Origin of the sequence: Streptomyces sp. NPDC050610 (assembly GCF_040654875.1) — a bacterium.
Lineage (GTDB): Bacteria > Actinomycetota > Actinomycetes > Streptomycetales > Streptomycetaceae > Streptomyces.
Genome location: NZ_JBFAIV010000033.1, coordinates 1 through 21,490 on the forward strand (window position 1 = coordinate 1; position 21,490 = coordinate 21,490).

The 21,490-nt window shown below is 71.3% G+C and carries 17 protein-coding genes; 12 read left to right on the top strand and 5 right to left on the bottom strand.

Features of this window, described 5'->3' with window-relative positions; all coding sequences use genetic code 11:
• From AB0I22_RS31185 to AB0I22_RS31200, 4 genes are all read left to right on the top strand, one after another.
• The coding region (locus AB0I22_RS31185; protein WP_363134324.1) for an ABC transporter ATP-binding protein at positions 1–446 on the top strand (446 nt) is incomplete at its 5' end.
• Between the two features lie 173 nt (positions 447–619).
• Positions 620–2,524, top strand: coding sequence for an ABC transporter ATP-binding protein (locus tag AB0I22_RS31190; protein WP_363134402.1), 1,905 nt, complete (start codon positions 620–622; stop codon positions 2,522–2,524).
• Positions 2,525–3,279: 755 nt separating this feature from the next.
• Positions 3,280–4,074, top strand: coding sequence for a phytanoyl-CoA dioxygenase family protein (locus tag AB0I22_RS31195; RefSeq protein ID WP_363134325.1), 795 nt, complete (start codon positions 3,280–3,282; stop codon positions 4,072–4,074).
• Entirely contained in the window at positions 4,071–5,366 is a 1,296-nt protein-coding gene (locus AB0I22_RS31200; RefSeq protein WP_363134326.1) for a glycosyltransferase, read from the top strand. Before AB0I22_RS31195 ends, AB0I22_RS31200 begins: the two co-directional genes overlap by 4 nt.
• 60 nt (positions 5,367–5,426) lie before the next feature.
• Here AB0I22_RS31200 and AB0I22_RS31205 read toward each other — a convergent pair whose 3' ends face one another.
• Positions 5,427–6,056: a hypothetical protein gene (locus AB0I22_RS31205; RefSeq protein ID WP_363134327.1), complete on the bottom strand. Its 630-nt coding sequence runs from the start codon at positions 6,054–6,056 to the stop codon at positions 5,427–5,429.
• A 200-nt stretch (positions 6,057–6,256) separates the two neighbouring features.
• Here AB0I22_RS31205 and AB0I22_RS31210 point away from each other — a divergent pair, with 200 nt between their 5' ends.
• From AB0I22_RS31210 to AB0I22_RS31220, 3 genes are all read left to right on the top strand, one after another.
• Positions 6,257–7,462 (top strand): galactosyltransferase-related protein, encoded by a 1,206-nt coding sequence (locus tag AB0I22_RS31210; RefSeq protein WP_363134328.1) that lies wholly within the window; start codon positions 6,257–6,259, stop codon positions 7,460–7,462.
• Positions 7,463–7,544: 82 nt separating this feature from the next.
• Entirely contained in the window at positions 7,545–9,215 is a 1,671-nt protein-coding gene (locus AB0I22_RS31215; RefSeq protein WP_363134329.1) for a Rieske 2Fe-2S domain-containing protein, read from the top strand.
• Entirely contained in the window at positions 9,212–10,414 is a 1,203-nt protein-coding gene (locus AB0I22_RS31220) for an MFS transporter (protein WP_363134330.1), read from the top strand. Before AB0I22_RS31215 ends, AB0I22_RS31220 begins: the two co-directional genes overlap by 4 nt.
• A 128-nt stretch (positions 10,415–10,542) precedes the next feature.
• On the opposite strand, the gene AB0I22_RS31225 is transcribed toward AB0I22_RS31220, so the two are convergent.
• Positions 10,543–11,373, bottom strand: coding sequence for an alpha/beta fold hydrolase (locus AB0I22_RS31225; RefSeq protein WP_363134331.1), 831 nt, complete (start codon positions 11,371–11,373; stop codon positions 10,543–10,545).
• A 235-nt stretch (positions 11,374–11,608) separates the two neighbouring features.
• On the opposite strand from AB0I22_RS31225, the gene AB0I22_RS31230 reads away from it, so the two are divergent.
• The 5 genes from AB0I22_RS31230 (at position 11,609) to AB0I22_RS31250 (ending at position 17,154) form a co-directional block, all read left to right on the top strand.
• Complete coding sequence (locus tag AB0I22_RS31230; protein WP_363134332.1) at positions 11,609–12,394, top strand: response regulator transcription factor; 786 nt, start codon at positions 11,609–11,611, stop codon at positions 12,392–12,394.
• Positions 12,395–12,567: 173 nt separating this feature from the next.
• Positions 12,568–13,593, top strand: a complete 1,026-nt coding sequence (locus AB0I22_RS31235; protein ID WP_363134333.1) for a LacI family DNA-binding transcriptional regulator — start codon at positions 12,568–12,570, stop codon at positions 13,591–13,593.
• A gap of 111 nt (positions 13,594–13,704) precedes the next feature.
• Positions 13,705–14,931 carry a trypsin-like peptidase domain-containing protein gene (locus AB0I22_RS31240; protein ID WP_363134334.1) on the top strand — a complete coding sequence of 409 codons (1,227 nt, stop codon included), beginning with the start codon at positions 13,705–13,707 and terminating at the stop codon, positions 14,929–14,931.
• Between the two features lie 76 nt (positions 14,932–15,007).
• Positions 15,008–15,745 carry a response regulator transcription factor gene (locus AB0I22_RS31245; RefSeq protein WP_363134335.1) on the top strand — a complete coding sequence of 246 codons (738 nt, stop codon included), beginning with the start codon at positions 15,008–15,010 and terminating at the stop codon, positions 15,743–15,745.
• A complete protein-coding gene (locus tag AB0I22_RS31250) occupies positions 15,742–17,154 on the top strand; it encodes a HAMP domain-containing sensor histidine kinase (protein WP_363134337.1) in 1,413 nt (470 codons plus the stop codon). Before AB0I22_RS31245 ends, AB0I22_RS31250 begins: the two co-directional genes overlap by 4 nt.
• A gap of 19 nt (positions 17,155–17,173) precedes the next feature.
• Here AB0I22_RS31250 and AB0I22_RS31255 read toward each other — a convergent pair whose 3' ends face one another.
• From AB0I22_RS31255 to AB0I22_RS31265, 3 genes are all read right to left on the bottom strand, one after another.
• The gene (locus AB0I22_RS31255) at positions 17,174–18,430 is read right to left on the bottom strand and encodes a DUF2993 domain-containing protein (protein WP_363134338.1); all 1,257 of its coding nucleotides are present in this window, start codon (positions 18,428–18,430) and stop codon (positions 17,174–17,176) included.
• A 141-nt stretch (positions 18,431–18,571) separates the two neighbouring features.
• Entirely contained in the window at positions 18,572–19,555 is a 984-nt protein-coding gene (locus AB0I22_RS31260; protein WP_363134339.1) for an NAD-dependent epimerase/dehydratase family protein, read from the bottom strand.
• Positions 19,556–19,630: 75 nt separating this feature from the next.
• Positions 19,631–21,448: a bifunctional metallophosphatase/5'-nucleotidase gene (locus AB0I22_RS31265; RefSeq protein WP_363134340.1), complete on the bottom strand. Its 1,818-nt coding sequence runs from the start codon at positions 21,446–21,448 to the stop codon at positions 19,631–19,633.
• Between the last annotated feature and the right edge of the window lie 42 nt (positions 21,449–21,490).

Here is a 21,490-nt window from a genome sequence, read left to right on the forward strand (position 1 = left end):
GGTACGGGAAGCCGGACGCGAGCGAGGAGGAGTTGTGGCGGGCGCTGGAGACGGCGCAGGCCCGCGACTTCGTGGAGCGGATGGAGGAGGGGCTGAACGCGCCGATCGCGCAGGGCGGCTCCAACGTCTCCGGCGGGCAGCGTCAGCGTTTGGCGATCGCGCGGGCGCTGGTGCGCCGTCCGGAGATCTATCTTTTCGACGATTCGTTCTCGGCGCTGGACTACGCGACGGACGCCCGGCTGCGGGCGGCTCTGGCGCGGGATACGGAGCGGGCGACGGTGGTGATCGTCGCGCAGCGGGTGTCCACGATCCGTGACGCCGACCGCATCGTCGTCCTCGACGAAGGCCGCGTCGTAGGGACCGGCACGCACACCGAACTGATGGCCGGCAACGACACCTACCGGGAGATCGTGCTCTCCCAGCTCACCGAGCAGGAGGCAGCGTGAGTACCCCGGAGAAGCGGGAGAAACCGGAGAGCCCGCAGGGACCGGAGAACCCGGAGAACCCGGAGAACCCGGAGAACCCGGAGAACCCGGAGAGCCCGCAGGAGCCGGAGACGACGGACCAGGAAGGCGAGCCCCGCCGGGGGCCGGGCCCCGCGGCGGGTCCGGCGCGCTTCATGGGCGGGCAGCCCACGGAGCGGTCCATGGACTTCCGCGGTTCCAGCCGCCGGCTGCTGGCCTCCCTGCGGCCCGAGCGCGCGATCATCTCGGTCGCCCTGCTGCTCGGCCTCGTGAGCGTCGCGCTGTCCGTACTGGGCCCGAAGATCCTCGGCAAGGCCACCGACCTGATCTTCGCGGGCGTGATCGGCCGGCAGATGCCGGACGGCACGACCAAGGCCGAGGCGGTCGAGCGGGTCCGGCAGCAGGGCAACGGCACCGTCGCCTCCATGCTGAACTCGATGGACTTCACGCCCGGCCGCGGCATCGACTTCGACGCCGTCGGGCAGGTGCTGCTGTGGGTGCTGCTGATCTACGTCGGCGCGGCCGTCTTCGGCTTCATCCAGGCCCGGATAGCCACCACCGTCGTCCAGCGGGCCGTCTTCCGGATGCGCGAGGACGTCGAGCGGAAGCTCTCCAAGCTGCCGCTGAGCTACTTCGACAAGCAGGCGCGCGGCGAGGTCCTCTCCCGCGCCACGAACGACATCGACAACATCCAGACGACCCTCCAACAGACGCTCAGCCAGATCGCCGCCTCGCTGCTGACCATCGTCGGCGTGCTCGCCATGATGTTCTGGATCTCGCCGCTGCTCGCCCTGGTCGCGCTGGTCACCGTGCCGGTCTCGATCGTCGTCGCGACGCGGATCGGCAAGCGCGCGCAGCCGCAGTTCGTCGCGCAGTGGAAGTCGACGGGCAAGCTCAACGCCCATATCGAGGAGATGTACACCGGCCACTCGCTGGTGAAGGTCTTCGGCCGGCAGAGGGAGTCCGCGCAGACGTTCCGCGAGGAGAACGAGGCGCTGTACGCGGCCAGCTTCAAGGCGCAGTTCATCTCGGGGATCATCCAGCCCGCGATGATGTTCATCGGCAACCTCAACTACGTGCTGGTGGCCGTCGTCGGCGGGCTGCGGGTGGCGAGCGGCTCGCTGTCGATCGGCGACGTCCAGGCGTTCGTGCAGTACTCGCGCCAGTTCAGCCAGCCGCTGACGCAGGTCGCCTCGATGGCCAACCTGGTGCAGTCCGGCGTCGCCTCCGCCGAGCGGGTCTTCGAACTGCTCGACGCCGAGGAGCAGACCCCGGACGCCGCCGAGCCGCTGCGCCCGGAGCACGTACGCGGGCAGGTCGCCTTCGAGGACGTCTCCTTCCGGTACGAGAAGGACCGGCCGCTCATCGACGGCCTGTCGCTGACGGTCCGGCCCGGCCAGACCGTGGCCATCGTCGGGCCGACGGGCGCCGGCAAGACGACCATGGTCAACCTGCTGATGCGGTTCTACGAGGTGAACGGCGGCCGCATCACGCTGGACGGCGTCGACATCGCCCGCATGTCCCGCGAGGAGCTGCGTTCCAACATCGGCATGGTGCTCCAGGACACCTGGCTGTTCGGCGGCACCATCGCGGAGAACATCGCGTACGGGGCCGAGTCCGCCTCGATGGACAAGATCGTGGAGGCGGCCAAGGCCACGCACGTCGACCGGTTCGTACGGACGCTGCCGGACGGCTACGACACGGTGATCGACGAGGAGGGCTCGAACGTCAGCGTCGGCGAGAAGCAGCTCATCACCATCGCGCGGGCGTTCCTGGCCGAACCGGCGATCCTCGTCCTCGACGAGGCCACCAGCTCGGTCGACACCCGCACCGAGGTGCTGATCCAGCACGCCATGGCGCAGCTGCGCTCGGGCCGTACGAGCTTCGTGATCGCGCACCGGCTCTCCACCATCCGCGACGCGGACCTCATCCTCGTCATGGAGTCCGGCAACATCGTGGAACAGGGCACCCACGACTCGCTGCTGGCGGCGGACGGCGCGTACGCCCGTCTTTACACCGCCCAGTTCGCGGAGCCGGTCGTCGAGGTCGAGGCGGGCTGAGGGCAGCTCTGCCGTAGGGCTGCTGTACAGCCGCTGTAGGGCTGTTGTACAGCCGCTGTACGGCTGTTGTGCGGCCCGAAGAAGTGGCGGCACGTCCGTGCGCGGAAGCATTGTGACGGTTTGCTTTCACGTATTGCGGATCTGGTCTGAACCTATTGACGCACGCTCGCCATGATCGGTAGATTCTCCAGCGTCACAACGCGACGGCGGACAGAAACCCGCAAAGCGTGGCTCGATCGCATCCAAAGAATTCAGCACACTCGGATCACGGGGGTTTCAGTGTCGCAGATTCCAAGCACGATCTTGAAAAGAGCCATTTCCGCCGTGCGCGTCTGTAGCGACTGACGCCGCACTGCCGCACTGCCGCAGAGCGCTCGCGCCTCCCCGCGCCGGCCTGCGTGAACTTCCCGCCGAACCGTCGGAGCCAGGCGTGCCAGGCTTCCGGTAGGCATCTCCGCCATCCCCGGGCGATTCGCCCGCGGGGCGTAAAACGGTGTGCTCGCACTTTCCCGTCAGCGTCGACGTCCGGAAAGTGCTTCTGTCACGGACAGCTGTCGAAGCGATGTCCGAACCGCTGTCCGAACCGCTGTCATCCATTTGTCGTCCGGTAATTCCCGGGCGTCTTCGCGTGGTGCATTCGGCCTGCCCCCGCGCTATTCGTCGCGCTCTTTTGCGTGCCATTTTCCGCATGTCATCGGTAAATCCCTGAACGTTACATCGGCTCCATCGGGTTCACGTTAAACGAAAGGGTCCTCATGACAGTGAACGCTGATCTCACGCTGGCCCAGAAGTTCGATATGGATGGGTTTGTCGGTACCGGCCGACTGCTCTCCGCATCGGAGGTAGACACCTACCGGGAGATCTACGACCGCTTCCTGGCCGGTGAGATCGAGAGCGGCGACAAGCGCTCCGACCTCGGGTCCCACGTGCCGCGCCGGGACGGGGTGGCGGAGAACATCACCCAGATCATGTGGCCGTGCGCCCTCTACAAGCCGCTGCTGGACATGCCCCTGCACGACCGGGCCCTGGCCGCCGCCAAGGCGCTGATCGGCGAAGACGCCGTCCTCGACTTCGACATGCTGATCCACAAGGCCCCGCGCACCCACGTGCCGACGCCCTGGCACCAGGACGCGGCCTACTGGATCGACCTGCCCGACAAGCGGGCCGTGTCCATCTGGGTGGCGCTGGACGACGCCGTCCTCGACAACGGCTGCATGTGGTACGTCCAGGGCTCCCACCAGCAGCCGCTGCGCCCGCACTACCCGACCGGCGACGGCAAGAACATCCAGTGCGACAGCTCCGAGGACGAGCCCGGCGCGACCGCCGTGCCGGTCGCGGCGGGCGAGGGCATCGCCCACTCGGGCACCACGCTGCACTACTCCCGCGGCAACGCCACGGACGCCGTCCGCCGCGCCTACATCCTCAACTTCCGCCCCGCCGAGATGCTCCGGCTCGAACGGGAGCGCGGCTACGACGTGGGCCTCACGGACAACGTGCGGCTGGTCCGCAATCCGAGCGCGGGCGAGCAAGACGGCGGTGGCCGGCGGTGAATCACCCCGATCCCCACCTGGCCGGCATCATCGTGGTGAACGAGAGATATTTCCCCGACGACGAGCAGGTTCCGGCTCACGTCGGCGCGACGTCCTTCGCCCGCTCCGTACTGCGCTGCCTGCAACGGGCCGGCCTCTCCGCCGGGGCCATCCTCTACAAGCGGGACGAGGAACTGGACGAGCCCTGGGTGCACTTGGAACGCCGGTCCGGCGTCCTGTGCGCGATCCTCCGGTTCAATTTCGACATGCGCGACAGCGCGGTGGGCGACGCCATCGCCGGGGCCGCCAACCGCCTGCTGGCCGAACAGGACATCGACGGCCCGTCGATGCTCTACTACCAGACGGACGCGCTACTGGGCTTCCACCCAGAGGAATTCGCGTGCTGCGTCACCCACCACGGGCCGTTCGTCTACGACTTCATCGGAACATTCCCCGCCGTCGCCACCGGCTGGGCGTTCGGCGACGCCGACAAGGCGCTGCATCTGCTGAAGTACCAGGAACTGGGCCTCGACAAGGTGCGGTCCAGCGACCGGATGTTCGTACTCCAGCACTCGCATCTGCAACGCCGCCACCTGGTCAGCCGGGGCGTCGACGAGCGGCGCATCCTCGCGGTGCGCCCGCCCATCCCGCTGCTGGACGCGACCGAGCACCTGGCGGACGAGGCGCTGCGGGACTTCGTCGACGACGCCGAGCTGCTCGTGTTCACCGCCGTCGCGCGACTGGACTACTTCAAGAACATCGAACTCCTCGTCGACGCCGGGGTACGGGCGCGCGACCGCGGCATCCCGGTGCGCATCCTCGTCATCGGCGACGACCGCGACGACGACACCGCGCGGGAGCTGCTGCGGGCCCGGGTGCCGGCCGGGCACCGCGCGGACTTCCTGGCCGCCGGAAGGCTCTCCAAGCCCCAACTCCACGCCCTGTTCCGCCGGGTGAAGGAGAACGGCGTGTTCGTCTGCCCCTCGCGGTACGAAACCCTGGGCATCACCCCGCTGGAGGCCGCGCTCTCCGGCGTCTGCACCCTCATGACCGATTCGGACACGGTCGAGGCGCGCAGGTTCTTCCCCGCGGCCCACCGGTTCGCGCCCAGCAGGGACGGCCTGGCCGATGCGATCGAGCGGATGCACACCAGCCACCTGGGGATCGAGCAGCTGGGCAAGGAGCTCCAGGTCGGCATCTCGGCCGAGGTGTCGGAGGAGAACTTCGAGCGGGACGCGCTCAGGGCGTGGGGCCACTTCTCGCGCGCGGCGCGGCGGCTCGCCGTCCGGCCCGTGGCGGACCAGGCGTCCTGAGAGCCGCCGCGGAACCGGAACGTCCGGTCCGGCGCGGCGGCCCCTGCGGGCGGCGGCCGGTCAGCTCGGCTCGAACCAGTCGGTCATGGCCCGGTACTCCGCGGCCGGCCCGTCGTCCGGCGCGGTCCAGATGGCCGTGGCGTGCCGCTCCTCCCAGTCCAGGTGCCGGGCGTTCACGGCGTCGACGAAGTCCGCGGCCAGCCGGGCCGCTTCGTAGAGGTCCTGGTCGGTGCTCTGCCCGCTGGCGCCGACGATCTGACCGCGCACCTCCGCCGAGTGCCCGTACCGGAAACCGCCGGCGCCGAGCAGATGGGGATTCACATGGACGGCCTCGCCGTTGTTGCGGCCCAGCCGCCGGTGGGCGCCGGCCTTGGCCGCCGCGTTCGGCAGGAAGGAGCGGCCCTGGTCGCCGATGGTGATCACCCCGAGGACCGCCTCCTCATTGGGCGTCCAGGGGCCCGCGGTGGCGTCCATCAGGACGAAGCCCATCGCGGCCCGGGGGTAGGCGCCGCGCGGCGCGTGCTCGTCGTCGGCGGTGTGCTGGCGGCCGATGCTCGCGGCCCGGAGCAGCCCCACTTCCAGCAGTACGGCGTCGAGCCCGGCCTCGTCGAGCGCGTAGCTGTACGGGTTCCGGCGGTGTGCCGCCTGGACCTTCAGCCCTTCGGACGAGACGGCTGAGGCACCGGTCATACCAACCTCCAAGACGGAATGCGGAGTTGAGGACGGACTGATGCGATCACGGGCGGCCGACGACCGCCTATGACCGAGATCACTTATCCCGCGCACCCGCCGCCCACGCGTCTCCGGGACGCGACGCCGCCGCGCACCGAACTCCAGCAACGAGAAGCAACGAGAAGCACCGAACTCCAGGAACAAGAAAGGGAATCGACATGACACGCATGACACAGGGCATTCCGGCGAAGGTCGCCGAGCGGCTCGCCGACCACGCCGCGCTCTCCGTCGACCAGGGCGCCCGTGACATCAGCGCCACGTCCTGGGAGCTGAGCGAGCCCTACGTAGCCGAGGCCGTCAAGCGCCTGGAGCGGCTCGCGGCGGACGACGCGCGGACGACCGCGGCGTACGCGCGGCTGTGCGGCGAGCCGATGAGCCCGGCCGTGCACGCCGAGCTGACCGCCGCGCTCACCGCGCTGCTCGCGCCCCGCCCCGAGGACACCGCCGAGCTCGGCGCCTGGCTGGACGAGACCGAGCAGCGGACCGACATGGGGTACCACGTCGGCGCCGCCTACACGCCGGACGCCGCGCCCGCGCCGCTGGCCAAGGTCCGCGAGTGGGGGGACGCCCGCACCGGCGGCCGGCCGGCCCCCGGCGGGCACGAGCTGCTGGTGGTGGTGCCGTTCCGGGACGGCGACGCGGGCCGCCGGACGCGCAACCTGCTCTCGTGCCTGCTGGCCCTCGGCGATCAGACGCTGGACGCCGACCGGTACGCGGTGACCGTGGTCGAGGCCGACGACCGGCCGCGCTGGCGGGACGTGATCGCCCCGCACGCCAACCACTACGTGCACGCCCCCAACGGCGGGCTCTTCAACAAGTCCTGGACGATGAACGTCGGCGTGACCAACACCCCCGGCGATCCCCGCTACGTCTGCATGCTCGACGCGGACGTCCTGCTCGACCGGGACTTCCTGGAGCGCAACCTGGAGCGCATCGCGACCGGCGAGCACGCCGCCCACCTGCCGTACCACCGGGGCGGTCTGCTCGCCCTCGACGACCACTCCAGCGACCGGGCGCTCCTGCGCCGCCTCGGCGAGGGCCACGCGTCGCCCGACCCGCGGGAGCTGCGCGGCCAGCTGCTGCTGGCGGCCCCGGGCGCCAGCGTCTGGGCGGACGCCGGGCTCTACCACCGCATCGGCGGCTTCGACGAGCGGTTCGCCGGGTGGGGCGGCGAGGACGACGACTTCGTGGAGCGGCTGAGCCGGCACGGCGACTTCGTCCGCTTCGACGACACGGTGATGCACCTGAACCACCCGCGGCCCGTGATGCGCGTCGAGGGCCGTGCCTTCAACGCCCATGTGGAGATGGGGACTTGGGACGGCTCGGAGGGCTACGGGCTGATCGACGCCTACGCCGCTGTCTGACGGCGCCCCGCCGGCCTGCACACCCCAGGGGTCTCTTCGGGCCTCGCCAGCTGATCTGTTTGGAGTGCGAACAATGCGCATCATGTCGACCGGACACGCGGGACTGTTGGTGGAGACGGAAGCGGGCAGCGTCCTGTGCGACCCCTGGTTCAACCCCGCCTACTACGGGTCCTGGTTCCCCTTCCCCGACAACTCGGGGCTGGACCCGTCCGTACTCGGCCGGGCCGATTACCTCTACGTGTCCCATCTGCACCGGGACCATTTCGACCCGGAGTGGCTGCGCCGCCATATGTCGAAGCGGGCGACGGTGCTGCTGCCCGACTACCCCGTGCCCGACCTGCGCGACGCGCTGGAGGACCTCGGCTTCAGATCCTTCGTCCAGACCCGGGACAACGAGGTCACGGAGGTGGACGGCGCGCTGCGCGTCCTGATCAGCACGGTCACCAGCCCGGCGGACGGGGAGATCGGGGACTCCTCCATCGCGCTGGACGACGGCACGGTGCGGATCTTCAACCAGAACGACGCGCGGCCCGTGGAGAACGGGCCGATCGAGGCGTTCGGCCCGCTCGCCGGGCACTTCCTCCAGTACTCCGGCGCGATCTGGTTCCCGATGGTCTACGAGTTCCCGGAACGGATGAAATCCACGCTGGGCAGGCGCAAACGCAGAAACGGAATGGAGCGCGCGCTCCGCTACATCAACCACTACGACGCCGCGCACGTCTTCCCGTTCGCCGGCCCGCCGTGCTTCCTGGACGACGACCTGTTCCACATGAACGACTTCGAGAACACCGACGACAACACCTTCCCCGACCAGATGGCGTTCCTGGAATTCCTGTCGGAGCAGGGACAGCGCAACGGACACCTCTTCTTGCCCGGGACCGTCGTCGAGCTGGGGCGCGACGGCGCGTGCGCCATCGAGCAGCTGCCGCAGGACGTCATCGACGACATCTACCTGGACCGCAAGGGCTATCTGGAGCGCTACCAGGAACGGTCGCGGCCCCAGCTCACCGCGGAGCGGGCCTCCTGGCCCGGGGACACCAGCGACCTGTTCGCCCAGCTCACCGACTGGGTGGAGCCGCTGCTGAGCCGCGCGGACCACATCTGCACCGGGGTCAACGGCCGGGTGCTCTTCGAGATCCTCCCCGACGGCGACGGCGACGGCGACGGCGACGGCGACGGCGGCCCGGAGGCGGATTCTGAGGAGCGTTCGGATTCGGAATCGGAGCACATCGTCTTCGACTTCCTGGACCGGCGGGTGAAGCGCTGGGCGGGGGAGGAGTGCCGCTATACGTTCCGCATTCCCCGCCCCCTCGCCGAGGACCTGGTGCGCCGCCGGGAACAGGACTGGGTGAACCACCTGTTCCTCTCCTGCCGCTTCGCCGCGAACCGCAAAGGCACGTACAACGAATACATCTTCAGCTTCCTCCAGGCGATGTCCCCGCAGCGGCTGGAATACATGGAGCGGTACTACGCGGAACGGGACGGCATGGGAAGTCTGGCCCGCGCCGGGGAGTACGTGGTCCAGCGGCAGTGCCCGCACCTCGGCGCAGACCTGGAGCGCTTCGGCGTCGTCAAGGACGGCGTCCTCACCTGCCAACTGCACGGCTGGGAATTCGACTTGGCCACCGGAACCTGCCTGACCAGCGATGACCGCAAGCTCTTCAGTGAGTACGATCCTGCTCGGGCCGGGGGCGACCTGCCCTCGATACCCGTACTCGACCAGCCCGCGGCCGACGACAGGAGCAACGTGTGATCTCCCGGGAACGGCTGGCGATATCCGGGCTGTTCGCCGTCCACGGTGCGGTGACGGGCAGTCTGGCGTCCCGCATACCGGCGCTCGCCAAGGAGCTGGACGTCTCGCCGGGCCCGCTGGGCCTGGCCCTGCTGATGCAGGCGGTGGGCGGACTGCTGACGATGCCCTTCGCGGGGCGGCTGGTGTACCGGCTCGGCGGCCGGCGCGGCGCGCGGCTGCTGGTCATGCTCTGGTGCGCCGCGCTGGCGCTGCCCGCGCTCGCCCCCGGGCTCGCCGCGCTGAGCGTGGCCTTCCTGCTCTTCGGGATGGCCGCGGGCGTCTCCGATGTGGCGATCAACGCGCAGGGTGCGCGGGTCGAGGGGCGGCTGCGCAAGTCGATCATGTCCAGTCTGCACGGGCTGTGGAGCCTGGGCAGCTTCCTCGGCGCGGGCATCGGCGCGCTGATGGCCGGCGTCCAGGTGGACTACCGGACGCACCTGCTGGTCATCGCCGCAGTCCTGGCGGTGCTCGCGCCGGTGCTGGGCGGCGGACTGCCGGCCGACACCACCGCGGAGGGCGCGGCCAAGGCGCCCGCGCCGCCGAGGTTCTCGCTGCCCACGGGCGTGGTGCTGCTGCTGGGGCTGCTGGCCTTCTGCTCCGCCTTCGCCGAGGGCTCGGCGGTCAACTGGTCGGCCATCTACCTGGACAAGGTCACCGGCGCGGGCGACGCGGTCGCCGCCGCCGCGTACACGATGTTCGCCTGCACCATGTCGGCGATGCGGCTGAGCGGGGACCTGATCGTGGGCAGGTTCGGCCCGGTCCGCACGGTCCGGGTCGGCGGCACCGTCTCCGCGTGCGGCGGAGCGCTGATCGTCTTCGCCGACAGCCCTCTGATGGCCTATCCGGGCTTCGCGATGCTGGGCCTGGGGATCGCCGTGGTCGTGCCGCTCGCGTTCTCGGCGGCCAGCAGGACCGGGCAGAACCCCGGGCAGGCCATCGCGGGCGTGGCCACGGTGTCGTACGGGTCGAGCCTGGCGGCGCCCGCGATCGTCGGCGGCATCGCCGACGCCGTGAACCTCCGGGCCGCCTTCGCGCTCATCACCGTGCTCGTCGCGTGCATCGCCGTGGGCGCGGGGCTGATGCGCACCGCGGCGGTGGACTGGTCGGCGGAGCCCGACCTGGGCCTGGACCTGGACGTACAGGCCGGGGAGAAGGCGTGAGCGGCGCCCCGGCGGCATTGGACGGGCCGTGGCGGTCCGCGGGCTGAGGCTGCGCCCGAGGGCCGTGGCGGTTCGCGGACTGATAGGTCTCCCGAGGGCCGTGGCCAGGGGCGTGACCTGCCCGCCCCTCACGCGTGCTCGGTGATCCACCCCGCGATGCGGCCCAGCAGCTCGGTGCTCGCCGCGTTCTCCGCGTGGCCGAAGCCCGGTTCGATCCACAGGTCCGTGCTGGCCGGGTCCGCCGCCGCGGCCAGCATGCGGGGGTGGTCCAGCGGGAAGTACGGGTCCAGGTCGCCGTGGACGATCAGCAGCGGCGTCGGCGCGATCATCGGGGCCGCGGCCACGGGGGAGAGCGGCACGGGGTTCCAGTCCTCGGAGTGGATACGGGTGCGCAGCCCGTACCGTGACACGAGCCGGCCCGCGGGCCGCGTCACCACCCAGTGCAGCCGCCGCATCGGCGCGGTGCCGCGGTAGAACCAGCGGGCCGGGGCGCTCACCGCGACCGCCATGTCGGTCCGCGCATCCGTGCGCCCCTCGCGCTCCGGTTCGTACAGGGCGGCGTGCCGCAGGACCACCGATCCGCCCATCGAGAAGCCGACGGTCGCCACGCGCCGGTACCCGAGCGCCCGCGCCCAGCGGACCGCTGCCGCCAGGTCCAGCACTTCCCGGTCGCCGACCGTGGACCGGCCGCCCGAACCGCCGTGGCCCCGGAACGAGAACGTGACCACGGACGCGACCTGTGTGAACGCGGACGCGGCGCGCCGCAGCGCGGGTCGTTCCAGCGCGCCCGTGAAGCCGTGCGCGATCACCACGGCCAGTTCCTTCGCCGGGCCCGCTCCGGGCTCGTACGCGGCCTCTAGCCGGACTCCGTCGGTTGTCAACAGCGCGACGTGCCGAACACTCGAAGTGATCGATGGAACACAAGACTGTGCAAAATCGCTCGGGGCCTCCGAAGTCATGTGGGCTATTCTGCTGGGCAGGAGGATCCGGGCAACGTAGCCCCCGGGTCCTTTTGTGCTTTCGACCATGCGAAGCGTGGATGAACGCACGGGACCGCACCACCGTAAAGAGCAGTGCCGCATACTCCCCCGGCCGAGGCCGGCAGGTACCCCCTCGCAGGGACCTAGGAGGAACCGACGTAATGGGCAAACGACGCGTGCAGGACCGTCCGGAGACCAGGGCAGGTGGCAGCCGGTGAGCTCGCTACTGCTCCTGACCAACGCACTTCAGCCGTCGACGGAGGTGCTTCCCGCGCTGGGCCTGCTGCTGCACAGCGTCCGGGTCGCCCCCGCCGAGGGACCGGCCCTCGTGGACACCCCCGGCGCCGACGCCATACTGATCGACGGCCGCCGCGACCTCCCGCATGTGCGCAGCCTCTGTCAGCTGCTGCGCTCCACCGGGCCGGGCTGTCCGCTGATCCTCGTGGTGACCGAGGGCGGGCTCGCCGCCGTCACCGCCGACTGGGGCGTCGACGACGTCCTCCTCGACACCGCGGGGCCGGCCGAGGTCGAGGCCCGGCTGCGGCTCGCGACGGGCCGCCGGCAGATCACCGGTGACGACAGCCCGATGGAGATCCGCAACGGCGACCTGTCGGTCGACGAGGCGACGTACAGCGCGAAGCTCAAGGGCCGGGTCCTGGACCTGACCTTCAAGGAGTTCGAGCTGATCAAGTACCTCGCACAGCACCCCGGCCGGGTCTTCACCCGCGCCCAGCTGCTCCAGGAGGTGTGGGGCTACGACTACTTCGGCGGCACCCGCACCGTCGACGTGCACGTACGGCGGCTGCGGGCCAAGCTCGGCCCCGAGCACGAGTCCCTGATCGGGACCGTGCGCAACGTCGGCTACCGCTTCGTCGTGCCGGAGAAGGTCGAGCGGGCCGCCGCCGAGGAGGCCGCGAAGGCCAAGGCCGACGCCCGGGCGCGCACGGACGCGGAGCAGCGGGCCGAGCGCCCCGAGCCGGTGAGCCAGGCCAAGCGGTGAGTCAGGCCGACCGGTGAACCGGGCCGACCGGTGAACCGGGCCAAGCGGTGAACCGCTCGGCGGCCGGGCGCCGACGGCCGTGCGGGGCACGGCCGGACGGGGCCGCGGGGGCGGGCCCGCACCCCGGCCGCCGGGCGGCGGGCCCGTCCGTTTAGCCGCGTAGACTGCCGCGCGTGGCCAAGGTGACGCGGGACGATGTGGCGCGGCTGGCGGGGACTTCGACCGCGGTCGTCAGCTATGTCATCAACAACGGACCAAGGCCGGTCGCCCCGGCCACTCGGGAGCGGGTACTCGCGGCGATCAAGGAGCTCGGCTACCGGCCGGACCGGGTCGCGCAGGCGATGGCCTCCCGGCGCACGGACCTCATAGGGCTGATCGTGCCGGACGCCCGCCAGCCGTTCTTCGCGGAGATGGCGCACGCCGTCGAGCAGGCCGCGGCCGAGCGCGGGAAGATGGTGCTCGTCGGCAACTCCGACTACCTCGACGAGCGCGAAGTGCACTACCTGCGCGCGTTCCTGGGGATGCGGGTGTCCGGTCTGATCCTCATCAGCCAGGGCCCGAGCGAGCACGCCGCGGCGGAGATCGACGCCTGGGAGGCGCGGGTGGTGCTGATGCACCGCCGCCCGGACGCCATCGACGACGTGGCCGTCGTCACCGACGACGTCGGCGGGGCGCAGCTCGCCACCCGGCACCTGCTGGAGCACGGCCACCCGTACGTGGCGTGCCTCGGCGGCACCGAGAAGACCCCGACGATCGGCGACCCGGTCACCGACCACGTCGAGGGGTGGCGGCGGGCCATGCGCGAGGCCGGCCTCCCGCTGGAGGGCCGGCTCTTCCAGGCCCCGTACAACCGCTACGACGCCTACATCGTGGCGCTGGAGCTGCTCGCCGGCCCGGACCGGCCGCCCGCCATCGTGTGCGCGACCGACGACCAGGCCATCGGCGTGCTGCGGGCCGCCCGCGAGCTGCGCATCGACGTGCCGGGGGAGCTGGCCGTGGCGGGGTTCGACGATGTGAAGGAGGCCGCGCTGACGGACCCGCCGCTGACGACGGTCTCCTCGGACCGTACGGCCATGGCGCGGGCCGCCGTGGACCTGGTGCTGGACGAGGGGCTGCGGGTGGCCGGGTCGCGGCGGGAGCGGCTCAAGCAGTTCCCGTCGGCGCTGGTGGTGCGCCGCTCCTGCGGGTGCGCGGCCTGAGCGGAGCCCGCGCCGCTGGTTCCCGATCCTTATTTCGGGCATACCTACTTCTGCCGGGCTTCTCAGCAAGCCCTCAGAGAGTTCTCATTATCCGAGAGCAAAGTCTTACTCATGACCGAAAGCCACCGCCCCAGCGGTTCCCAGGACCCCTATCAGCAGCAGCCTTCCGGTTACCCCGACCCGCCGGCGCACGCGCCGGACCAGCCTGAGCAGGCCCCACAGCCTCCGTACCCCGGGGCCTCCCCGCAGTACGGGCAGCACGGGCAGCCGATCACCACGGCGACCGGTGTGACCGTGTGGCCCGCCGGAGGCAGCGGCGGCAGCGGTGAAGGCGGCGGCCCTGGTGGTTCCGGCGGCGCCGGGTTCTACGGCGACGGCTCTCCGGTCGCGGGCGCCGCGCCGGCCCCCGTCCGGCACGGCGCCCGCAAGAAGACCGTCGGTCTGCTCACCGCCGTGGCCCTGGCCGCGGCGGTGATCGGCGGCGGCACGGCCGCGCTGGTCAGCGGGGCCACGAACAACTCCGCGAACTCCAGCGCCTCCATGCCCGTGTCGAACGCGGCCACCAAGAGCAGCGGCGTCTCCGCCGTCGCCAAGGCCGTCTCCCCGAGCATCGTGGAGGTCCAGGCCACCACCTCCTCCGGGCAGTCCACCGGCTCCGGCGTGGTGATCACGGCGAGCGGCGAGATCGTCACCAACAACCACGTCGTCTCCGGCGCGGACACCGTGAAGGTCAAGACCAGCGACGGCGTCACCCGGACGGCCGACGTCGTCGGCACCGATCCCGACAAGGACCTCGCGCTCCTCAAGACGCGGGACACCAAGAACCTCAAGCCCGCCTCGCTCGGCGACTCCAGCAAGGTGCAGGTCGGTGACGACGTCGTCGCCATCGGCTCGCCGGAGGGGCTGACCGGCACGGTGACCAGCGGCATCGTCTCCGCCCTCAACCGCGACGTGACCGTCGCCAAGGAACCGGGCAAGGGCCAGGAGCAGGGGCAGGGACCGGGGCAGCAGGGTCCCGGCGGTGGCGGTGGCGGCGGGGGCGGCGGTGGCGGTGGCGAGCGGCCGTGGCCGTTCGAGTTCGGCGGTGAGCAGTACAACGGCGACACCGGCTCCTCGAAGACGACCTACAAGGCCATACAGACCGACGCCTCGCTCAACCCCGGCAACTCCGGCGGCGCGCTCATCAACATGAACGGCCAGATCATCGGCATCAACTCGGCCATGTACCCCACCGGTTCGTCCGGCAGCGAATCCGGCTCCGCCGGCCTCGGCTTCTCGATCCCCATCAACACCGTCAAGGCGGACCTCGCCAAGCTGCGCAGCGGCGGCAGCAGCTGACACCGGCATCGCGGACCACGTGCGACGCTTGCGAACGTCCAGTGAGCCCGCCCTCGTCCCACCGTGAGGTAACCCGATGACCCCCGCCGAACACGGCGACCAGCCCGCCCGCATCCTGATCGTCGACGACGAGCCGGCCGTCCGCGAAGCGCTCCGGCGCAGCCTCGCCTTCGAGGGATACGGCACCGAGCTGGCCGTGGACGGCCTCGACGCCGTCGAGAAGGTCGCCGGCTACGACCCCGAGCTGATCGTCCTCGACGTCCTCATGCCCCGCATGGACGGGCTGACCGCCGCCCGGCGGCTGCGCGCCAACAAGGTCACCGTGCCGATCCTGATGCTGACCGCCCGCGACACCGTCGGCGACCGCGTCACCGGCCTCGACGCCGGCGCCGACGACTACCTGGTCAAACCCTTCGAACTGGACGAACTGCTGGCCCGCATCCGCGCCCTGCTGCGCCGCAGCTCGTACGCCGCCGCGGCCGACGCCGGACACGGCGAGGAGGACGTGCTCGCCTTCGGCGACCTGCGCATGAACCCGGCCACCCGCGAAGTGGTCCGCGGCTCCCGGCACGTGGAGCTGACCCGCACGGAGTTCACGCTGCTGGAGATGTTCCTCGCCCACCCCCGCCAGGTCCTCACCCGCGAGCAGATCCTCAAGGCCGTCTGGGGCTTCGACTTCGAACCGTCCTCCAACTCCCTCGACGTCTACGTGATGTACCTGCGCCGCAAGACGGAGGCCGGCGGCGAGCCGCGGCTCGTGCACACCGTGCGCGGCGTGGGGTACGTGCTCCGGTCCGACGGCGGCGCCGAATGAGCTCACCGGTGGCGCGCCGGTTCAACCGGCTGCCATTGCGCTCGCGGCTGGCCATCCTGACGGCGGCGGCGGTGGCGGTGGCGGTGGCGGCGTCGGCGTTCGCGTGCTGGTTTTTGACCCGCAGCCAGCTGCGCGATGAGCTGGACAGCTCGCTGCAGAACACCACCGTCGAGGGCGGCTATATCCAGGACACCGTGATCAACTGTCGCTCCGGACAGTCCACGAGCAATGACAAAGCGCCCCCGACGGTGGCCCCTATGCAGGTGGTCCAGCCCGACGGAACCCGCTGCGTCGGGCGGTGGTCCCAGCCCGTGAAGGTGGAGACGGCGGACACCGCGGTCGCGCAGGGGCTGGAGCGGAGCGCCCTGCACGACGGCACCACCGACAAGGGCGAGCCCGTCCGGGTGCTGACGCGGAACTTCGCCGTCGGCGACGCCCGGGTCACCGTCTCCATCGCCCGGCCGCTCAGCGAGATCGACGGGGCGCTCAGCCGACTGGTCCTGCTCCTCGTCGCCGTCGCCGGGGTCGGCGTCGTCGGCGCGGCGACCGCCGGGCTGTGGGTCGCGCGCTCCGGGCTGCGCCCCGTGGACCAGCTGACCGGCGCCGTCGAGCACATCGCCCGCACCGAGGACCTGGCCGTACGCATCCCCGTCGAGGGCGAGGACGAGATCGCCCGGCTCTCCCGCTCCTTCAACTCCATGACCGCCGCCCTCGCCTCCTCGCGCGACCGGCAGCAGCAGCTGATCGCCGACGCGGGGCACGAACTGCGCACCCCGCTCACCTCGCTGCGCACCAACATCGACCTGCTCGCCCGCAGCGAGGACACCGGCCGGGCGATCCCGCCCGAGGACCGCAAGGAGCTGCTGGCCAGCGTGAAGGCGCAGATGACGGAGTTGGCCGAGCTGATCGGCGACCTCCAGGAGCTGTCCCGCCCGGAGGCCGCGCCGGGCAGCGGGCCGATGCAGATCGTCGCGTTGCACGAGAGCGCGGAACGCGCGGTGCGGCGGGCCCGGCTGCGCGGCACCGGGCTGACGATCAACGCGGAGCTGGAGCCCTGGTTCGTACGGGCCGAACCGACCGCGCTGGAGCGGGCGCTGGTGAACCTGCTGGACAACGCGGTGAAGTTCAGCCCGGCGGGCGGCGTCGTGGACGTCGCGCTGCACAAGGGCGAGCTGACCGTACGGGACCGGGGACCGGGCATCCCGGCCGACGACCTGCCGCATGTCTTCGAGCGGTTCTGGCGCTCGCCGTCCGCCCGCAGCCTGCCCGGCAGCGGGCTGGGCCTGTCGATCGTGGCCCGTACCGTCCAGCAGGCGGGCGGCGAGGTGGCGCTGCGCGGGGCGGAGGGCGGCGGGACGGTGGCGGCGCTGCGCATTCCGGGGGCGCCCACGGAGCCGCCCGCCCTGTAGCGGGCGGGGTCTCGCGCGGCTACTTCTTCGTGTCGCCGAACGGCAGGTCCGAGCCCACCAGGTCGGCCCGGATGCCGTCCTGTTCGACCTTGACGTTCCGCAGGTGCAGGTCCTTCGCCTCCTTGGGGAGCTTGAAGGCGAGGGACAGCCGGTCCGAGAGCTCGGGCGGCTTGAGGCTCATCACCCCGGAGATCAGCTTCGGGTCGATGCCGACCTTCTCCAGCAGCCAGGGGTGGTCCACGACCACGTCCACCAGGTTGACCTTCATCAGCTTGTCGACGAAGCGCGGCGCCCCGGTCAGCTTGTGCAGCCGGTCCTGGTCGTGCAGCGCGGCCTTGACCGTGCCGCGCGGCACGCCGAGCCGGTCGACGACGGCGGGCACCGACAGCATCGCCTTCGCGCGCGCTGCGTCCCGGCTGATCCGGTCGGCCAGTTCCCGGTGCAGGCGGAGGCCCTCGTGCTTGCCGGGCCGGTACGTGGCCACGCCGGGCAGGTCGAGGAGCATGCCGTCGACGTCGGTGGAGACGCCGCGGTCGCCCTGGCGCCGGATGTGCGCCCGGGCCTCGACGCGCAGTTCCTGTCCGGCGACGTCCAGCTTGCCGTCGGCGCGGATGGAGTTGTCCCCGTGGTCGCTGAATTTCACCTGGGACGCGCCGAGTTCGCGGTTCATGTCCTCGAAGGTCAGGAGGACGTCGCCGTCCATGTTCCCGATGACCGCGCCGCGTATGGACGTCGGCAGGTCGCCGGTGATCCGTACGTCCTTGGCGGCCGCCCGTACCTTCGCGAGCGAGACGCGGTCGGCGGCGACGTCCGGGATCGTGACGTCCACTTCTTCGAGGCGCTTGTCGAAGACCTGGGTGAGGAACGGGAAGCCCTTGATGTCCACCTCGGGCGCGGTCGCCAGGTGCAGCTGCTGCTGGAGCTTGTGCTGGGCCTGCTTCTCCGCGTACATGGCCGCGCAGCGGTCGGCGAGCAGGGCGAAGGCGATGCAGAAGACGGCGGTGAACAGCAGCTTCACGGTGATCGGGATGGCGGCGAACCGCCTCCGGCCGCGGCCGCCGCGCCGGTGCACGGGCGGCGACCAGTCGTCGTCGGGGTCTTCGTCGTTCTCGTACCGCAGGCCGAGGCGGAGCGGGTCGTCCTCGGGCCCGGCGAGTGTGCCGAGTTCGTCGTACGGGTTGGGGTACGGGCGGGGGGACGGCTCGTCGTGCGGGTGGTGCGGGGAGTGCTCGACGGGGCCGTTGGGAGGGTTGGGTATGCGTGTGGGGGAGCGCATCGGGCCATCCCAACACGCCAAGTCCCCCCGAACGCAAGTCCTACCGGGGGTACGTGCCGAATGTGACGGGTCTGTCGGTCGCTATGACACGTCTTCGGCCGCGGGCTGCCGGCGGCTCGCCACGCAGTCCTGCCGCGGCGTTCAGGCCCCCAGGATCTCCGCTTCCTTCTCCGGGGACAGGCCGACTGGAGGGAGGTCCCGGCGCTGCGGGGCTGCGCCTGACAGGGACTGGAGCCAGGTCCAGGTATCCGTCACCGTCTCCGAAACCGGGCGGCACCGCAGCCCGGCCGCGACGGCCTTGGCGCAGCCTCCGGCGTGGATCGTCTCGTGGAGTTCGCCCGGCGGCAGCCAGACCGGGAGCTCGGTCCACGGTTCGACGCCCGCCGCGAGGATCGTCTCCGGGTCGGTCCAGCGGAGCTCGGCCCCGCCGCCGGTGACGCGCGCGCAAGCGTCGAGGAGAGCGCCCATCGTGGCGTGGCCCGGCGGGCTCACCAGGTTGTACGGGCCGCCGAGCCCCCGCTCCACGGCGTCCAGGGTCCAGGCGGCGAGGTCGCGGGGGTCGATGAACTGCACGCCGGAGTCGTGCGGGCCGGGGGCCAGGACGGGGCCGCCGCGCGCCATCCGGTTCAGCCACCACGGCAGCCGGCCGACGTTCTCCCAGGGGCCGAGGATCAGCCCGGCCCGTACCAGCAGGGCCCGGTCGCCGAAGGCCGCGAGGGCGGCCAGCTCGCCGCCGCGCTTGGCCTCCGGGTACTCGACGTCGCCGTCGTCGGGCGAGCCGCCCACCAGCGCGCCGCTCTCGTCGAGCCCCGGCGCGCAGGGGTGCCGGTAGACGGACCGGCTGGAGATGTAGGCGTAGTGCGCGGCCCGGCCGGCCAGCAGCCGGGCCGCGTCCCGTACGGCGGAGGGGGCGCCCGCCCAGGTGTCGACGACGGCGTCCCACTCGCCTTCGGCGAGCCCGGCCAGGCCGCCCTCGGCGGTGCGGTCGCCGAGCACGGCGGTGGCACCCGGCGGCGGGGCGTGGCGGCCGCGGTGGAACACGGTCACCTGCCACCCCCGCTTCAGCGCCTCCTCGGTGACGGCCCGGCCCACGAATTCCGTTCCACCCAGTATCAGCAGCCTCATGAGGGGGACTCTGCCCGACGGCGACCTGGTACGGAAGTGGCCCACGCTCTCAGCGGAATCGTGGTTGAAGCCGGGTCACTTGATGATTGTGATGCGGTCCGCGGGCGGCGGGGCCAGCGGCGTCGACGGGGTGGAGTGCGCCTTGAGGTAGGCCACGAAGAGGTCGAGGTCGGACGCGCCGACGAGCTTGTTCCTGCCCTCCTTGAAGGCGGGGAAGCCGTCGCCGCCGCCGGTGAGGAACTCGTTCATCGCCACCCGGTAGGTCTTCGCCGGATCGATCGCCGCGCCGTTCAGCTTGATGGAGCCGGCGACGACGCGGTCCGCGCCCGACTTGGTGAGGTCGAGGGTGTAGGCGAGCCCCTTGGACACCTGCAGAATGCGGGGCTGCGCCGCGTTGGCACCGCTGACCTGCTGCTGAAGGGCGGCGACGACCTGGGCGCCGGTGAGGTCCAGGGTGGTCATCATGTTGGTGAAGGGCTGGACCGTGAACGCCTCGCCGTAGGTGACGACGCCGTCGCCCTCGCCGCCCGACGCCTTGTGGGCGAGGTCGGAGCGGATGCCGCCGGGGTTCATGAAGGCGATCTGCGCGCCGCCCTTGCCGTCCGGGGCGAGCCCTTCGAGCTGGGCGTCGGCGATGACGTCGCCGAGCGGCTTCTCGTACGCGGCCGAGCCCCGCCCGTCGATGTCGGCGGAGATGTAGCCGACAGGCTTGTCCGCGACGGGCGCGGCCAGCTTGTTCCAGCGGTCCAGCAGCGCGGTCAGGTCCGGGGCCTTCGGCTGGGTGCGGTCCACGACGTGGTTGACGGCCTTCGGGCCGCGGACGCTCGTACGGACGATGTCGCCGCCGCGCCGGTCGTAGGTGAGCGTCGTGTCCGTGTACAGGCGGCCGAAGGAGGCGGCGGAGGTCACGGTGCGCGGGGTGCCGGAGGGGTCCGGGATGGTGCAGGCGTACGCCTGGTGGGTGTGGCCGGTGACGAGCGCGTCGACGCGCGGGGTGACGTGTTTGGCGATGTCGACGATGGGCCCGGAGATGCCGTCGCCGGGTCCTGGGCTGTCGCAGTCGTAGTTGTAGGAGGAGGAGGCCGGCAGGCCGCCCTCGTGGATGAGGGCGACGATCGACTTCACGCCCTGGCGGTTCAGCTCCTTGGCGTACTTGTTGATCGTCTCGACCTCGTCGTGGAACGTGAGGCCCTTGACGCCCTCCGCCGTGACGACGTCCGGCGTGCCCTCCAGCGTGACGCCGATGAAGCCGATCTTCACGCCCTTGTGCTTCCAGACGGTGTACGGCTTGAGGACGGGGCGGCCGGTCTTCTCGTCGGTGACATTGGCGGCGAGATAGGGGAAGTCGGCGCCCTTGAAGGTCTTGCCCTTCTCGAAGCAGCCGTCCTTGGGGTGGCAGCCGCCGCGCTGCATGCGCGTCAACTCGGCCCGGCCCTCGTCGAATTCGTGGTTGCCGACGGAGGTCACGTCGAGGCCGAGCCGGTTCATCGCCTCGACGGTCGGCTCGTCGTGGAAGAGCCCCGACAGCAGCGGGCTCGCCCCGATCATGTCGCCCGCGGCGGCGGTCACGGAGTAGGGGTGCCCCTTGCGGGCCGTGCGCAGGGAGTTCGCGAGGTACTCCACGCCGCCCGCGGGCACCGCCTTCGTGCTCCCGTCGGGCTGCCGCTCGGTGACCGTGCCGGAGCCGCCCTGCGGGGGTTCGAGGTTGCCGTGCAGGTCGTTGAAGGAGAGCAGCTGCACGTCGACGGTGTGCTGGGGGCGGTGGCGCGCGGCGGGCGCACTGTCGGCGCCGGCCGGGGCGGCGGCGGAGAGCACCCCGGCGGTGGCGGTGAGCGCGGCGGCGACGGCCGCCAGTCTTCGTATGGGGCGCTTGCGGTGCGGTGCGGCGGCCATGGGTCCCCTTCGTGGGCGGCGCGGCGAGTGCGTCGGGTGGGC

What these genes read in the sequence shown, in the direction of transcription:
- AB0I22_RS31215 (WP_363134329.1), top strand. Translation starts at nt 7,545, where the DNA reads ATGTCGACCGGACACGCGGGACTGTTGGTGGAGACGGAAGCGGGCAGC.
- AB0I22_RS31265 (WP_363134340.1), bottom strand. Translation starts at nt 21,448, where the DNA reads ATGGCCGCCGCACCGCACCGCAAGCGCCCCATACGAAGACTGGCGGCC.
- AB0I22_RS31240 (WP_363134334.1), top strand. Translation starts at nt 13,705, where the DNA reads ATGACCGAAAGCCACCGCCCCAGCGGTTCCCAGGACCCCTATCAGCAG.
- AB0I22_RS31210 (WP_363134328.1), top strand. Translation starts at nt 6,257, where the DNA reads ATGACACGCATGACACAGGGCATTCCGGCGAAGGTCGCCGAGCGGCTC.
- AB0I22_RS31245 (WP_363134335.1), top strand. Translation starts at nt 15,008, where the DNA reads ATGACCCCCGCCGAACACGGCGACCAGCCCGCCCGCATCCTGATCGTC.
- AB0I22_RS31195 (WP_363134325.1), top strand. Translation starts at nt 3,280, where the DNA reads ATGACAGTGAACGCTGATCTCACGCTGGCCCAGAAGTTCGATATGGAT.
- AB0I22_RS31205 (WP_363134327.1), bottom strand. Translation starts at nt 6,056, where the DNA reads ATGACCGGTGCCTCAGCCGTCTCGTCCGAAGGGCTGAAGGTCCAGGCG.
- AB0I22_RS31255 (WP_363134338.1), bottom strand. Translation starts at nt 18,430, where the DNA reads ATGCGCTCCCCCACACGCATACCCAACCCTCCCAACGGCCCCGTCGAG.
- AB0I22_RS31250 (WP_363134337.1), top strand. Translation starts at nt 15,742, where the DNA reads ATGAGCTCACCGGTGGCGCGCCGGTTCAACCGGCTGCCATTGCGCTCG.
- AB0I22_RS31190 (WP_363134402.1), top strand. Translation starts at nt 620, where the DNA reads ATGGGCGGGCAGCCCACGGAGCGGTCCATGGACTTCCGCGGTTCCAGC.
- AB0I22_RS31225 (WP_363134331.1), bottom strand. Translation starts at nt 11,373, where the DNA reads ATGACTTCGGAGGCCCCGAGCGATTTTGCACAGTCTTGTGTTCCATCG.
- AB0I22_RS31260 (WP_363134339.1), bottom strand. Translation starts at nt 19,555, where the DNA reads ATGAGGCTGCTGATACTGGGTGGAACGGAATTCGTGGGCCGGGCCGTC.